Raw genomic sequence first — 17,580 nt, forward strand, 5'->3', positions numbered from 1 at the left:
TCCTCTCATTACGTAAACAGCCATATCCGCTTGCCGATTACACACATTTTAGGTCTTGATTTCCACACTTCGAGTAAACACTTAATCAACGCTTCTACGCACTGATCTCCACCGCCACCTTCACAATAGGGAATAATGTATACGTCATCACATATCCAGTTGGTCAGCTCCATCCAGTCCAGATTCGCATATTCGTAACTCCGCGTCCCTGCTTCCTGCATGGAAGTAAACACCCATTTGAACTCATGTTTTCCTTTGGGTACCGGATGTGAAAATGTATAGTAACCACCCTCTTTGGTGAAGGTTTGGATTAAGGTATTGTCTATGAAGAAATCAAGCTGACAATCAAAAGGCACAGGAACCCATACCCACCGTTCATACGCTTTGAAGTCCTGCAGCCGGAAGGTTGTCAGATATGGCTTGCCAGTCACTTCGCTAATCTTTCCTTGCTGATCCGTAGTGATCTCTACTTTATATTTACTATACGGTTTGGGTGATAGATCGTTTATTTCAAAACCACGAAAACCATGGCCATAATACTTTTCATCTAAAAACACTTTTCCATCTTCTCGGATGATTTTCACATGCATATTGCTATTATCGCAGCCCCCCATCCAGATCGGTTTGTTATTCCAGACCTCAAAGTGAGTTACTTCAGCCCAAGAAGGTGCAATTTTGATGATGTCCTCAATATGTAGTTTTCCTCCCCAGATCATGGCACCATCTCCCGGGCATCCTTGTACAAAGCGAACTTGAACTTCATACTTTCGCTTCTCATCTGAGGTATTTTCCACTTCGATTGTAATCATCTGGTCCTCTTGATTCGTCACATCTCGAGAGTGTAGCAATCGCCCTTCTTCATAGGTATCAATAACTATCTTCGTTCCTGAACATGCCCTGTTTGTATTCTTATATAATCGAATAACGTCGAGCCAAGCATGACTTCCACCATCTGGTGCTGTTGTGTCTGGTGGCGTCCAAGGCTCTGGCCCCGGGTGAGGGGAATTGCCTTCCGGGAACATGTTTCCATTAGCATCAGTACAGTAATTAGGCCAGCTCTCGTAAAAACTCCCCTCACTCAATGTAAAACCACCTGCACCAAGACCAGTCGCGCTTGTTGAGGTTTTATCTTTATGGAGTGTGTACACTACTTTATATTTGTGCTCCGGGATTAATGAAGAAGGACTGCTAATATATTCGCTAACTTTTTGACCATTTTTAACTTTTATTTGTATGGGATCGAACTTTCTGTTTGCTGTTAAATCATACCACTGCACATTCACATAAGTCGTTTGATCAGAAGAAACTGGGTTAAGAAGCTTATTTTGATTGACACCATCCGGATCATCCGTCTTTACCGTAAGGCCTTTGACGGCTGCATAATAGTAATTACTTTTTTTCCCCCGTTCATATCCATTAATAGTATCAGTAAGACCTATAATCAATGTGTATTGCCCTGGTTTATCTACTGTTATTGTTTTAGAATACTTTTCTGCTTTAGTCCAATGTGTTGTACCAAGTTGCTTGCTGTTATACCCTTCGTTGTCTCCAACATTTATGGTCCGATCAAGAAATGTTACTGCTTTATCAGTATTATTTTTAGGGTGATATGCTATTCTAAATCTTCCAGCAAGTGTACCTTCAGTCAAATGACATAAGTATTTAAGATCAATATCGAATGATTCAACACAATAGAAATCAAAAATTATCTTTTTGGTATCTGAGCCAAACAAACTATATTCAGGACTTTGAGGGTTGTTTCCAGAAACATCCAAAGAATAATAGTCTAATGTACCATTTGATTTGGAAATAGTCTCAGCGCCTATATATTGAGCACTTTTATTATTTAGCGTCCTCTTTACAAGCACCCTCTTTTTGGTCACTGGATAGACTGTCAACAACTCAGAATAATGTAAATCTCCAATTTTAGGGGCTGTAAATGTACGAACAATTGTCGAGCTTTGCTTTGTAGTACCCACTTCGTCCGAAGAAATAAAATCACCTTTATTGGTTGCATCAAACTTAGCAGCTCGTGGCGAATGTCCACCATATAATTTTTGTGCGTATTGGATGTTATCTGTTTTTGACCCCCAGGTATAACACTTCACTCTGTATGGATCTGTCGTTGCCCCACCTTGCTGATCACTTCCCGTACCTGTTCCACTGGAAGTTCCCGAACCGTTTCCAGAACCACCCTCTTCGTTATCTGGCGTATATTTTTTACCATCCCGGTATCTCCAGCGAAATTGATGGTTACCTGGTGGGAGAGGATACATACAATTGGTCCCTTCCAAGTCATTTGACTGGCTTCCAGTCCAAACCGAGATACCATCGATTTGAAGTTCAAGTTTTTCCCCTGGATCAAATTGCCCTCCATATTGCCAACAGATGTAACCCGAATTGACCAAGTGAGCTTCGAAATCACATATAAAATCCTGATCATGTCCCTGTGCCCACATGACTCCATCACCGTTCACAATTTTTTTCCAAACCCAATTTCCAGAGAATCTTAATGATTCATGATATTGCCCTTCATCATTAAACAATTCTTCAAAAACCTTAAAATCTCTTGTGACTCCTGTGACCGGATTGTACGATGAATCCATCGCTGGGTAGATACGCATATGTTCTTGAATGCTAAATTTAGCACCGGGATTTAATTCTGCATTATATCGAATCGTATCCCCATTTCTTTCAGTTCTAGCACCTGCATCTGTTACATCCCATCCGCGTGTCACATCAACGTACGAACCTAACCTTGTTGTGGAACGATATGTATTTCCTGTATTGTTTCCATAGGTAAATAGTTTTTCCAAATTATCAATAAAAGGCTGTTCAGTGTAATAATCTCGAATATAAAATTGGATGATATTTAAACCTTCCTCTAAAGGAATTCGTATCTGCTCCCCCTGGCTATGCATCGTTGAATAGTATTCAAGCATGCCATTTACAGTCACCTCGAACGATTCCGTAGCTCGTAATTGATGAGAATAACTAAACAAAAACCAACCCTCATCTTGCAAGTTCACTTCAGTTTGAGCAATCATATCCCCTTCTAGAGGTTCATCCAGCCTTAATACATTCCCTGATTTTACCCATGATGGACTGCCTGACATCTGCCATTGATAATTCCCAAGGCCCCGGCCATGGAGAGATTCTTTCCAATGATCAATCTCGTACGATGGACATACAACTTCAACTACTCCTTTTAGATCCACAGTGGTATCAGGGCCCGCTACAATTTCATATTCAATTTTGGCTTGATTGGTAGTTGTTTCGGAATATTCCTCATTGAGATTCCACTCTACACCGTGAACAGACTGAGCCTGACTATTATGACTGCTTTCTCCATGTTGAGTTCTGGATTTAAAAATATCATCAAAGAACAAATCATAATCTTTAATTGGATAAGATTCTTTGTCTATTCCCATGTAGTAAGCAAAAGAAACTGTAGCATCACATTCATTATCCAAATTCATTTTCATCGTCTTACTTCGCTCTTCATCTGTAATGAACTGAGCTTGAAAGTGGGCTTGTGCAATACTTTGTGATGATTTTACAACCCAATCACTGTCCCACTGCTCGCCATCCAGATCACGATCCAAAGGAGCAGGCGGCTTACGTGTATCCACAATTTCAACCACTTCAATATCCTTAATATAAATCCCATTGTTCTGCCACACTTCAGGCCGCATTTTGCGAATTAACCAGTCGAATTTGTACATTTGCCCCGGCTGTAATGTGAACGCTGCTTCCTGCCAGCTCGTATTTTCGCTCCATTCGCCGCCTACCTGTTGGCCGTTAATATAGAACAACATGCCATTACCACGTTTAGCACTGACCATGTATTTAAACCGAATCTGACCATACCGTTTTACACGCCAGTTAAATGTGATCTTCGATGAATTGCCAATCTGCAGCAGGCCCAGATTAAGCTTCAATATCATTTCTGATCCAGACTGTTCATTTTTGCCTACAGAGTGCACAGTGACCCATTCCTGATCCTCGGTCGATGAAACATATCTGAAGAAATCCGGAAATTTATTTGAAAATGGAACATCCTTTTTCATGGAGAACAAAGGAATTTCGTACACTTTGGCATCAAAATGATTGAAATAATTACCGCTAAAATGATGATAATACGGCGCAGGGCAGACTGGTAATGAAACCCCATGATGGCTGCCACCCGGCTTCTGGGCATTTTCCAAAATCTTGTGAATACAGTCTTTAATCATCTGCAACACACGCTGATACTGTGTTTTATCGGGCGGATGCTGCTGTTCTACCCACCACTCGATTCGCCGATACATATTCCATAACGCCTCACGACATCGTACACTTGCATACCATGTTTTATCCTTTAAATACTGCTCAATCATCTGATCAATGCTGTTCTCCAGTGCATCCAGCTGAACCGTCTGCCAACGCCCAATCTGGCCGTAGCCTGGGTCTCCTAAAATGGGATTATTTTCTTCTCCATATCGATCCGTTTCACTTCTGGGTGCATTGGGACTCTGTGGCAGATGAGCAGGATGATTAGGATTACCCGGACTCTTATCCGCAACCTTTGCTCGCATATTAGCAAATAGTACACCTTTTTGTGATTTGGAGAACAAACCAAATGTATGTCCCACTCCAATCACCTCCCAATTACGCTATACGAAAAAAGGAGCACCGAGTTAATCGGTGCCCGTTAAATCATATTGTAATTTTGAATCCGTATAAATTTGCAGCCGGTTCTCCATTACTGATACCGATAACATATACCACTTCCCTTTTTCCCATTTAAAGGGCTGCATCGGAGATCCTACAGGCCGCACATTCCCTGCAACAACTTGATATAATTGCATGGGCGACCTCATATCCAAGTTATTCTCGCGATCTCCTCCATGTATCATAAACATCCAGTAGTTCTGATCATCAAGATATTTGAATAAGATACCAGCACCCTTGTCATCTGCATCGGAATCTACTTTGAAATTGACTGAGAATTTATAAGTGTCAGCCAGAAAATTGTTGCGATACCATCCACTCATTTCCGCTGTCTCATTCTTAGAGTAAAATTTCCCGAGAAGTTCATCTCGATCCCATATTCCTTTGCCAAATGATTTCCACTCATCGGTTTGAGATAGTTCCAAGGCATCCATATCTCTGGAGTATGGATAGTATACATTAAAGGGATCATGTGGATCATACTCTTCAGGTACACCCATGCCCCCTTCCCAATCCTCAGGATTCATTCCTCGCTCAAGCAGATCATCCGAATAATCAAACATGAGTCCTTGTGCCATCGTATCCATTATAGGGAGATATGCATCCTCTGATTCCTGATGAGCAAATAAATGTTCTGTCACCTTAAAGCTATCATTCGGCTCCGTTTTTGCAAGATGATAATATTCCATGAGATGCGCTGTTCTTTCCGGAAGAAATGCGTACAGCTCCTGCAGATATTCTGATCTTTTTTCTGGCCTCTCGGCAAAAATGAAACCGGTAATAATCTGGGCGCACCGTTCTTCGAATGAAGCCACCAATGATTCTGGCTCTTCAATCTCGGATAGTCTTGCATTAGCTAGACCGAAACGCGTTTCTTGTTCGATACTAGACACGCGTTCTTCGGTTATCGCTTCACTCGTCATTTCATGAAGTCTACCCGAATCTGACAATTTACTGCCAAATGTCTCTCCATCTTTAACAATATAACTTTGGTATGGAGCATTATCGGCGTAACTTGTTACTTCATCAGAAGAGTCGGATAACCTTTCACTTCTCATTGCAAATAATCCATCGTATCCTTGACTTCTGCGCTCTACTCCCTCTCCGTTGAAGAGCTTATGTGAATATGCATAACGATCCATTTTCCCTGCAATGATCTGTTCCAGTTCTAAGGTCACTTTTCTAGGTGCAGCCACTCCCTCGTGCAGTTGATGATTATCCGCATAATAACTCATTCTTGAACCCGTAACCAAGTTGCGATCAAGATGAGCTTCACGCTTCTCATTATCGCCAGTCACAATATGTATCACGTCGAATTGTTTGTACTGGAATCCAACAAGATCCGTACTCACTCTTGAGCCCTTACTTTCCTTATAGCTATCTAAAATAATGTTAATACTTTCTCCTTCAAGGAGCTTCATAGAGCCGCTGGTCATCTCGTGGGTATGAGCACTTCTCACACTTTTACTTGCGTAAAGTTTATCCATGAGATCCATCGACTTGAGCTCTTTGCTCAGATCCAGTATTTCAGTTATAACGGAACCTTTATTATTTTTTAAGCCAGCAAGATTTTCTTCCCAATAACCATATTGCGGTTTGTCAGCGAACCAGATTTCTTCCACTTTACCCTCTTGGGGCTTTTCCGAAAATAAAACTTCCTGCGTTTTTCCGTATTTCAGGTTAGTACCACCGACAAGTTCGATGGGTATATCTCCGTAATGAAGTCCAGTACCACCAATAGATTCAACTGGAATGTCACCATATTTCAGGTTAGTTCCACCGAGGGGCAGAATTAGATCAAGATTACCGTATTGAGGTTTGTCAGCAAGAAGTTGTTCCTCGAGTTGAACCGTTTTCTCCTTATCACTCTCTGTCGTCTCTTCATTGAATGCTGTTCTTGTTTCTTTAGACCCTGTAAGTAACGATTCTTCCAACTCTACTTCCTTGTTATTTTTCATTGCATTTTCAATGGGTTCAACGAAATGAGTTTCTCTAATTTCATGATCTGCTAACCCGTATTCTTCATGCATCTGACCAAGGCGAAGCTTCACAACCTCCGTCTCCATTTCGTGTATCCAAGCCTCTTTGCTTACTTTTATGAAAAGAAGCTCTTCAGACAGATCAGACGATAACTCCATGTTCTTCGCGATGAACTGACTGTTCATTTCCCCATCATATGAGCTTGGCAGCGCTACTAACATCTCCATCATATTTGCATGTTGCAGAAATAATGCCCCAGCACTAAACTCATCTTGTAACAAACCTACCTCGCTATGCTTCACTGTTTCGAATAACGAGATACCCATATCAGATTGCAGTACTTGTCGTTCTCCCGTTTCAAATGTAATATCAAATAAGGCATCTTTTGATTCATTAAAACTTAGGAAATATTCCACATCAGAGATGCCTTCTCTTGAAATAGAGTTACCTATAGAGTAATCATAATCGAGAACTGACGATCTCCATATCTCCGTACCTAACGGTTGTTCTAAAATCATAATACCTTGCTCATGTTGAAGTGTACCTGCTGTATAGACATCGTTAAGGTACAACTGTCTAATGTTTGCTGCACCTGTAGCGTATTCCCGATAAATTACAGTTTCTCGGTCCTGATTCGAACCCAGCCAGTCCGTATTCTGCAAATATGCTTCAGAAAGGTTGGATTCTCCTGTTAGAGAATCTTCATGGAGCATCATCTGTCGCAATTCCAAACGACCTGGATTGTGTGCTTCAAGTACAATCCCAGATCGATCACGATCCACTTTACCCATGTTCAACTCAATCATACGATCACTATTACGGCTTCGAACATTCCCTGCGATTTCTTCACTAAGTCGTTCTCCATTATGATCGAATCGCTGACCCGCAATTAATTCAGGCTCAGGTAAACCTTTCCTCTGAACATGACCTGTCTCATACGCAGGGTCATCCGGGAACTGGCCCACACCCGGAATCAAATATCCAAGCGGATCATCTGTCTCAATGGTAATCGGTCGTGTATTGTAATCTGCTCCATACGTGACCTCAGTAATTTCACCGTCCAGATTTTCTTTTACTTTAGTTCCTTCGAAATGATCTGTCTCCTTGGTAGCTCGATACTTCTCTACTTCTGCATAGGCGCTACTACTCTCATGGGACGAATCAGACATTTTTTGGGATGCCTCAGAGGTTACAGTATCTATATGGCTTTGATACGTATTTTTCATGCCCTCCAAATTAAAGGAAAGTAGTTCTGACTGATGATCACTTTTGTTAGCAATTAGAAAGCCACACTCTATCAGCGCATCGATACGCTGCTGAATATCTGCCAGGTATTGCTCATTAACATACAGAGCATGATGTGGATCATGAACAGCCTCTAATAGCATTTCCAGCAATACCGCTGGAGTATTGTTCATAATCTCTCCTACAATGAGCTCTTCATCAAGATATCCCGGATACGTTTTATTCCCCAGCCAACCTCCTCCAATGAACTTATCGAGAAGCTCGTCTCTAATTATTGCCGTACGTGCCTGCCCACGTATGGATTGAAGGACGGATTCCCTATTCATTTTCATAGTAGTTCGACTAAATTTAACCGGTTGATCAGTAAGAAACATATTCTTTTGTTGATTATTTTTATTATAACTGTTTAATATTTGGATCAAGGTATGTCTGGTTTGTTCTTTGTTGCCCGTAACTGCCACAGCCTCAGGCAGCCACAGTTCTTGCAAAGATTTACGTTCAGCTTCTGTGACTTCAAGCAACTGACTCTCAAATGATTTTTTTCGCTCTGCCTTTTCCTCGGATTCAGGAAGATAAAGCTCCCTGCCGCCTGTCTGTCCAATATAAAATTTTTCATTAACATAAGTGTCAAACTCACTTTTTCTTTCGCCTTTAGCGCTATCGCGAAGTAACTCCAGAGCCTTCGAAACCAAACGGTTTCCTATTTCAGCATCTCTTCTTACATCTGCTTCCCTTTTATATACACGTTTACTTTCGTGCAAGTTTCTAAATACAAATCCATACTCTATATGCTCACGGTAGGCCTGTTCCACTTGATCATCAATTAAACTGTGAACTACAAAAATACGTTTAGCTTCCAGTGGTTCATCATTCACGTGCAGCTGCTCCATAAAAATTCGCTGAGCTGTGGTTAAACCATTCACATTGACCATATCGGCTGTTTGACTGCGAACAGATCCAAAAAAATGACGTTCCACTTCCGTTATTACTGATATCTCTCTCGAGGTATCAATAATTCCTGATTGCGTTAATGTGGGATGATTGTCTGTAATTCTGTTAGCTTGGTGCCAAGACGTTTCACTGGCATAAAAGACCGAACCATTTCGCCCGTAGTCCCTGCTGCTTTTTCTTAAATTATGGCTTAAATAAGTGTTCGTCATGACTTCCCGTTTCCCCCGAAAATCGGCATGAAGAACCGTCGGGTACTGACGATCTTTTAATTTGGCTAGCACATTCTCATGCAGTACTGCTCCCTGCTCAATAGAACGTTTAGCTTGATTCAGATGTGAAAAAAATATATTCTCGTTGATTTCTCTCATAGCTTGCGAAACATGGGGACTGGTTGTCGCATGAAATGTTTTTTCCCGTATGCTAGAGCCTAACGTTTGCAAGAGTTCAACCTGCGCTGCCTCATATTCTCGATGTGCTGAGGGCAACGTCGAATCAATGTGAAGATATTTAATTTCCTGAAAGCGACGATTCACTGCTATGGATACATCAGGTGGAATAACGATTTCCTTGTCTGAATTCACCCTTTTAGCGTTGATTATATTGCTATGCGTGTATGTATCTTTTTCTTGCTCCCTGAAACCTAGTAAGTTCTCATATATGAGCTTTACCTCTTGTTGACTTATCTTCTGAGACTGAACACTCTGCACTAGTTCTGTGTCTCTGAATTGATTTTGGATTGCCTCGAGTAAATATGGATTCTCCGTCTGGCGTCCTATTATTTTGTTTACAGTATGGTAAACCTCTGTTACTTCCATATCGGGATAAGCTTGCCGGACAGCATCTATCCATTGCTCGATTATCAGTTCAGATTGGATATCATGCTCTGCGCCAATCGCATAATCAGCAATCATGCCGAATTCACTAACTTTGAAGCTGATCTTACTAGGCTCCAATTTATCCAGATTGTTTACAAAGTTGCGAGTCAGTCCTAATTTCCTAAAAATTCTCAGTTCTTTATCGTTATCTACTCGCCAGCCTTCCGTCATCTCATCGTGGACAATGGAGTCTTTCCGTTCGTTAAACCGGTCACCTTGAGATGGATTATCCATCTCCAGTGCTTTAATTAAAGCAGAACGCTCCATATCCAACGAAAAATCCATAACGGTACCTTGCTTGATAGCCGAGTTTGATCCCTCCAATGAATGGTTCACGATCTCTGCTTTATCAGAATGTGATTCGCCCAAAACGATAAAACGTTCTTCACCTTCGAGATCTTTCCGGACAGCCTCCACCAAATGCTGATTATATCCGTGTGAGATAGAACGAGCCATATAAAAATCTAGCATAAGCACACTCGGATAACGGCTATAGGGCATATATATAAATCGATAATCCTGAGGTCTGCTACCTGTAGTCCCAACAGTGAACAAGTAACCGAACTGAGTGGTCGTATAATCGATGACAGTAAAATTGAATTGGTTGACTACTTGACTCATGTCACGGCCTCCTTCCAATAAAAAAGGGAACCCCTGAGTGGAGTCTCAGAAAGTTCCCTCTTGCTGAATCTATACGACTCAGCTTACATTCAGTTTAACTTAGGCGGTATAGCGGACTTCCTTCAGGATTGCCACGCCCATACGCTGGTTAGCAGATAGATTCATAAAATTTTGAGCCGTATCTGTGTCAAAATAACGATATACCTCTTGATTCCAGGTTTTCCCTTCAACATCAATAATCAACTCATCGAGATGCAGGATATTATGTTTGGTAACCGCAATGCAGTTATCAAATTGACCGCGATACCCTTCATATGGATGAACAACATAAATTGGAGACAAATGATATTTCGAAGTCCATTTTGATGCCTGAAAGCCCTGTGGTTCCAATTCGAGACCAGTATCCCCTAATTCCGGATCTTGATAAGCTTTCCCTTTCGGTGGAGCCTGTGTAATAAAAGAAGGATAATGCTGCTGAAACTCAATGCCCGACTTGGTTTTTAACATCTGAAGTGTGTTGTTACCAGCAGAAGTATATTGCCCGTAATAATATGTGCCTGTCGACGCAATCTTAGAGATATCAGGCTCATCAATAACCGCACCAGCAGTCAGCATCACATTTCCATCCACATCATTCAGATTATATTTAAACGGTTTAAGGGCACCGACGTACAGGAACGATTTTTTGTAATCCAGGAAGTTTACAGCCGGGTCGGCCACAAGAACCATTGCCAATCGGTTGTTCATTACATTTACATACATATATACGGGCTTTTCTTTATTTCGATCTGTCGGCGTATAATTTTCCAGCGCCCATTGGTACAGTACAGGGTGACCTGTCAATTTGAACGTTGGACGAGTAGTAACAGGTAGCGTTGCTGGTTCACTGCCCTCCAAATCTTCAAGCAACTGAACAGTTAATGTACTATGTTCCTCGTAAGCTGGTACGGGAGCAACCTCACGTGGTACAAGCGCATGATTAATAAAGCTTACATAAAAATGTTTTGTAATTGGGGTTGTCTGCGTTCCAATCGTCATAATGCCCCGCAAAATTAATTCCTGGATGCGATTGTTACTGTCCTTCTCTTCGTAGAAGACTTTCCATTGATTTTGCTCTTGAGCTTCACCTGCAGTTGATTCGTAAGGATAATTTTCAAAGCCAGTAACTTCTTCCTTCAATTTAGTCAACAAGTCCTGAGAAGTAGTAATTGTTTCTACATATTTAAAATTTGTCATTTGTATATTTCCTCCTATTTTATCTCTTTTAAGAATGCAATGGTGATGACATCTGGTGAAGGAGAATGCTTGAACAGATTAAGCGGGCTTTTAATGCTGAAAAATTTGTACACTTCTGTCCATGTTCCCAGCGACGGTTTGGAAGGGTCCTTCTGAATCTCGGTATCTACAATCAATTCATCGCGATTCACCAGATTATGGTCATAGATCGCAACGACACCGTCCATATACCCCCGATAACCTTCTGCCTGATGAACCAGATAGATTGGACTTGCATGATACTTTCCAGTCCACAGTGACTTTTGGAAGCCAGCCGAATCTACAATTAACTTGGACAGACCTGAAGGAAGTTTTCCTACAGAAGGATAATTCGGCAGATGAGAGATAAATGCCGGATAATAGCGCTGGAACAACACGTTGCTTCTTGTTTTCAACATAGACATGGAATCCATGCCATTAGAGGTATACTCCCCATATTGAGCATAAACGTCCGGGTTAAGATCCGTAAGAATATCATTTTTGGTATATCCGGTCATATCTGTGCGAAGGTCACCCATACCTACGGTTACGCCAAAGTTCCCGCCATGATCAAACTCATTAAATGGCACAATTTTACCTATGTATCCAAAACTTCGATAATAGCTATGAATATTAGGGGAAGGATCCCCTTCAAGCACTAGGACAACGCGATCGTTATTCACCGAAAGAGTATACGATACCAAATAATCCGGTCTTCTTTTTTTGTTAGGAAGCCACGATGTTGTAGAATTACGACCATGGAAAAAACGTGCAGCCGGGCTAACAATTTCTGTTTTCTCGTCATAATCCAGTTTCCACTTTGTGGATGGTGGGACAAACGGTTTAAGTGCCATGGGATCATTCCAGGTCAGATACATATAATGCGCTTTTAGCTGGTCAATGACAGTTGGTGATTTCCCCAATGTAATGCTATCCGGATCACAGATCCCGTCATACGTTTTACTTTCACTGCCTTGCGCATTTTTGCCTTCAAAACCTTCTCCATAGTAAACATTAATATAATTCCAATCATTAGCAGGCTGCTCAAGCATGACATAATAATCACGACTCTGGATGCCCGAAGGAACCGTAGGTGTTGCTTTGACAACCGTTTGGGCAGTTACATAATTCAGAACATCAGCTGTGTAGTAGAGTTCATCAAATTTGTAGGTTTGTTTAACAGGTTCGTAATAACTATCAACAATACTGGCCCAATCCCAGTAAGGGGATGAAGATTGTGATACTACTCTTCTGGTTAAGTTATACTGGTACTTCCCCTTTGGAGTAAGCTTGATTGCATAAGCCCAATCCGTAGGCATCTCTGTAACGATCTCAAATTGATTCCATTCCGTAGAAGGTTTTGTTGTTCCATCCAGATTGCCAATAACCTGGCGTACAAGATACGCTCGATACCCTTCAGAAACCGAACTATCTGGAACTACTGTTACTAGACAGCCAGGAACATCCACATATACTGTTTCTTTCGTAAGATTATCCTGATAGCTGAATTGAACAACCTGAATTTTTTTTCCTGTCTTATAGTTTCCATAAGTTACACCAACATTGGACGAGTTTGGACTAGGTTTACCTTCAATTTTCTCATCGTAGTAAATCGACCTTACTTCCCAAAGACAACCGTCTGCATCCAGGGCTGAATCCCCCGTATGACTTTTAGCCTCTGTCCAATCCGGAATTTTATAAACTTCGTATTGCTTTCCATCCGAATGAGCATACGTACCAACAATACCCTTGTGATAACTTTTACTGTAGGTGACCCATTTCGCTCCATCAGACTCATAAACCTTCTCCCAGCGATTGGCGTCAAGTCCGCCTTCAGCTCTGGGGATATCTGCATTCACAATCTCATCCGCCAAAGTATTAATCAGTTTTTGTGCTTCCGATTCTCCGTCCAGATATGCGGCAAAATTCGTTAGCGGTTTTTGCAGTGCCATCGTCACCCTCCTTATTTCAAAAATTTGATGTTGTACCAGACCGTTTTGGCTTCAGGCACTACGCTTACGAAGTCGAACTTGATTGTGGTTCCAGCCGGGATCGGGTAAACAATACCGAAGCTGTTCCCCATCGATACCGATTCGGGAAGTTCCTTCGTATAAATCGTATTGCAAATTCTCTCTTTTCCGATGGTCAGTTCCCAATAATCCCCCACGCAGTATTGACTTGCTGCAAACGCAATACTAAGGAACTCCGTATCATACGCCAAAGTAAACGTATCCGACTTGGTGATCTTCGCCGCCGGAATATCCAACATCTGTCCCCGAATGAACGGGATTGTTTTTTTGCTGAAGTGTGGGTACGGCAGCTCGCGCACTTTGTCGATGACGCCACCCGCGATATAGGAAACATTAAATGCCATGAAACCACCTCCTGTAGGTTATATACGATTTACATTTGTACCAGTTAAGCGACCTTCGTCATCATAAATAAGAACAATACTATAGGTAAACACGGCTTCCCCTTCCGCATCAAACGTGCGAGCCGTAACCTGGGTCAATCGGTAGTACCTGTAAAATTCATAATCTGGATGGTCATAGCCTACCGTCGAAGGAAAATCATCCTCATCTTCTGACCCGAATTGGAGCCAGATGGACACCTTCCATTGAGATTCATAGATGAGATCTGCCCCAGTCACACGGTCCGGGTCCTGTATATGCTCTCGATACAAGGTTACAGAAGGCTCGCCTTCCAGCGGTGAAACGCTAGATGAATTTGTACTGCTGAATTTTCGAAGCTCTCGGTGAATCAAATCCAGCACGGGAAATACGATATTTTCGTTGACAATGCCCGCCATTACACCATCACTCCCTTTCTAGCCCACATCAAATCAATAACTTGAAGCATGCCGCGATCCACCGTATAAGTGGTCTTGATGCTCTTAATCGTATAGATGGAGCGTGTCGTCGTTGTTTTATCTGTCACGATGACATTATCCAGCAGATCAAGCGCCGGATTGGCAGGTATGGATACCTGCAATGTACGGCACATGCGCTTCATATCAAAAAAAGCTCGCTCCGCCACTTGTCTTTTGGCTTCTACCGTTTTCGCCCACGGCACATTAAGCACCATGGTTCGAATTTCCCCTTTGAGTTCCAGCAGAATCTCCTTGTCAACAAAGCTACTCTGTCCCTGATTTGCATCTACAACGACAATGTGACTCCGCCCTCTGGACCAATCGGTTGATTTGGTAATGGAAATCAGATTGTCATATTCAGAAAATTCGGCAACAACAGGTTTGTCGTAATTCAACCGTTCCAGGCGATAGGTTCCATAACGATCACAGTAACTGCGATAAGGAATTTCCGAGATCACTTCTTGGACCGCTTCTGTCACTTTGGTGGACCATTGTTCAAATGTTCTCCCATATTCCTCAGTGAACGGATTTAACCACCCGTTTGGAGTCAGAATGGTGCTTGCATCCTTCACTTCAAATTCGCCTTCCTGACCAGGTACAGGAACAATAACCCTGCCTGTTTTCTGGTTAACCTCGATCAGGTACGTCTCATCAATAACGTAATCGGGATAAGAACGATCTTCACTGGTTGCTCTCCAGCCCACCAGACCTGCATGCTTGATGAGATCAAGCACAACCGTTGACTTCACCCAGGCTACCTTCTCGAATTCAACAGGCTGGGAAGCTGCAGGCGCAGTACTTGCAGCAGTAGGAGCTGTGACAGTCCAGCTTCCCGGGTCTGCCAGCATCTCCTGATAATACATCCACACTTTATCCACCCAGTTCGTCTCATCCTCACTCCAAACCATAGGCGCGATATCTCCACCCCTGTGGAAATAAAGGACATCCGCCTTGGAGGTTACTTTTTTGCCCTTGGATGCCAGAGCTCTGGACATGCGTTCTGCACCACGTTTCATCTGCTCCTGAATGCCACTATACTTCTTGTCAGGGATGCCATATCCGAGAATGAAACTGCCACTGGCTTCTCTGCCTCTGCCCTGCGTACCCATGACCGTCTCGTGTCTGCAGATGGCCAGCAGGAACTTGTGATCCGGGACACCGTAAGCTGCAGCTTGTACTTGTGCGGCTTGAATGATGGTTGAAGTCCTGTCCGTCTGAACAGCCGATGCCGGAACCGGATCGGGAACGTTATCTATATCATCAACTTCAGGATAAGCCTTCTTCTCTGAAATGACTTTTTCAATAACTCGTTTGTACATATCCCTCGCCGTAATCTCAAGTGTGGAATCCTCACCATTAATATCTACCTTATCAATTAATCCTGTAAAAACGCGCATCATATGTTGACCATATCCCATATAGATGCGTATCGGTGTATTCTCACTCAGGACACCTACATGAAAACCGTTGGCAAAATACGACCAGGGTGAAGGTGTTCCTTCCAGTTCGGGAAAATAAGCTGGATTGTAATCCGGGGAAAAGAAACCTCTGGGATTAGAAATCGTCAGCCTTGCTTCCCTGGCTTCAGCATCAAAAACATCATCAATCTCTGCTGAAATAATATTAGGAAGCACCTGAGTATCCATATAAACAAAAGATCCAACCTGGATCACATCCGTTTCTTGCCGGTTATTCATCACAAAGCTCTCATAGCTGTTCGTCTGGTAGTAACCCTCAGAAGGGTCAAGCCCTTCCTCCGCCTTCTGATTTTTTAAAGGAGCTGGCAGCAGTTCCTGGATGCGAATATAATCGATGGCAAGCTTCTTGAATTTATTGTTTGTTTTGCCTGCTGAACCGGATGAAGCAGTCGAATTGACTTTCCCGCCGTAGGTGACTTTAATCTGAATACGTTTGGACTTGGCTGGAATCACGATATTTTTTAATTCTGTAAGTTTTGTCAGATCATAATCTGCGGAAAATGAGTTTATGTGCGCATACGTCTTTCCGTCAATGACGACCGTAAAAGAGTCACCTTCTGAACCACTAAAATTAGTACCTAATCCAATACTAAGCAGCCCTATTGTAGGCATGCTGAGCTTGGTAACATCGATCTCAAATTCTACTACCACAGCTTCGCCGCCAAAAGTATACAGCAGCTTGCCACCGGAATCAGCCAGAGTCCAGCCGGATTCAATCTTGGCGTAATCGCCAAATTTCAGTCCAGTCTTGTATACACTTTTCTCGTACCAGTTGCGTTTGTCAAACTTCTCATTCAGCTTGATCTCACCGGGATAACCTCCAACATCTACTGGTTTAACGTCACGAAATGAGGTCTCTGCATTGCCATGCAACTTTCGCTTGCCGTCCAGATACAGTTTGGGATTAACCGCCTTCCCTCCTTCTCCGGTTTTGGTCGTTGGATTAACTCCCTCCCATATTTCAAAGTGCAAATGTCGCCCTTTGCCAGCTGCTCGCTCGGCAGCAGATACTTTATGCCCGTTTGTGTACACGCCGCCCGTATTTCCCAGCGTTCCAATAACATCGCCTTGTGCTACTTCATCATCGACAGAGCAAAGAATATCCTTGAGATGAAAATATTTAGTGATTATGCCGCCAGCATGCCTTATATTCACGGCATTTCCTGCACCTTCTGTCTTATTCCTCGTGATACGCACCACTTTTCCCGACCAGGCAGCTAAGATCGGCGTCCCAATATCATCCGCAAGATCAATCCCTCGGTGTGACCGGCCTTTATCTCTGGGAGCACCGAATTTATCAGAAATTACAATCGTGTTTATCGTTTTGCCCTTCACCGGAAAACAAATGTCCTGCGCGTTTGCTTTGGTTGAACCGTCATATATACCATTGGCCGTTTCATCTACCCATACGGATTGTGTATTCATGACCGGTACTGCCTCGGAAACCATATGTCTGAACTCCTCGGTTCGCCCCGGAATAAAAGCCAGCCTGTCCACTTCGACCCGGATATTGGGAAGAGCGTGTTCACCAAGCTTTAATCGCTCAGATAGCACACGTAGAACTTCATCTGAAATTGGAATCATATGCACTCGC

At 42.6% G+C, this 17,580-nt stretch carries 7 protein-coding genes; all 7 read right to left on the reverse strand.

Features of this window, described 5'->3' with window-relative positions:
• Nucleotides 1–8: 8 nt before the first annotated feature.
• The gene (locus ACQSGY_RS11635) at nt 9–4,634 is read right to left on the reverse strand and encodes a hypothetical protein (protein WP_427052000.1); all 4,626 of its coding nucleotides are present in this window, start codon (nt 4,632–4,634) and stop codon (nt 9–11) included.
• A 45-nt stretch (nt 4,635–4,679) separates the two neighbouring features.
• Nucleotides 4,680–10,385, reverse strand: a complete 5,706-nt coding sequence (locus tag ACQSGY_RS11640; RefSeq protein WP_427052001.1) for a hypothetical protein — start codon at nt 10,383–10,385, stop codon at nt 4,680–4,682.
• Between the two features lie 99 nt (nt 10,386–10,484).
• On the reverse strand, nt 10,485–11,621 hold the full coding sequence (locus ACQSGY_RS11645) for a hypothetical protein (RefSeq protein WP_427052002.1): 1,137 nt from the start codon (nt 11,619–11,621) through the stop codon (nt 10,485–10,487).
• A gap of 14 nt (nt 11,622–11,635) precedes the next feature.
• On the reverse strand, nt 11,636–13,591 hold the full coding sequence (locus ACQSGY_RS11650; protein ID WP_427052003.1) for a hypothetical protein: 1,956 nt from the start codon (nt 13,589–13,591) through the stop codon (nt 11,636–11,638).
• An 11-nt stretch (nt 13,592–13,602) separates the two neighbouring features.
• Nucleotides 13,603–14,013 carry a hypothetical protein gene (locus ACQSGY_RS11655; protein WP_427052004.1) on the reverse strand — a complete coding sequence of 137 codons (411 nt, stop codon included), beginning with the start codon at nt 14,011–14,013 and terminating at the stop codon, nt 13,603–13,605.
• An 18-nt stretch (nt 14,014–14,031) separates the two neighbouring features.
• Nucleotides 14,032–14,448: a hypothetical protein gene (locus ACQSGY_RS11660; protein WP_427052005.1), complete on the reverse strand. Its 417-nt coding sequence runs from the start codon at nt 14,446–14,448 to the stop codon at nt 14,032–14,034.
• Nucleotides 14,448–17,570 carry a M23 family metallopeptidase gene (locus ACQSGY_RS11665; RefSeq protein WP_427052006.1) on the reverse strand — a complete coding sequence of 1,041 codons (3,123 nt, stop codon included), beginning with the start codon at nt 17,568–17,570 and terminating at the stop codon, nt 14,448–14,450. The genes ACQSGY_RS11660 and ACQSGY_RS11665 overlap by 1 nt, the downstream gene beginning before the upstream one ends.
• Nucleotides 17,571–17,580: the final 10 nt, after the last annotated feature.

It is taken from the genome of Paenibacillus sp. TC-CSREp1 (assembly GCF_050171015.1).
Classification (GTDB): Bacteria; Bacillota; Bacilli; order Paenibacillales; family Paenibacillaceae; genus Paenibacillus; species Paenibacillus silvae.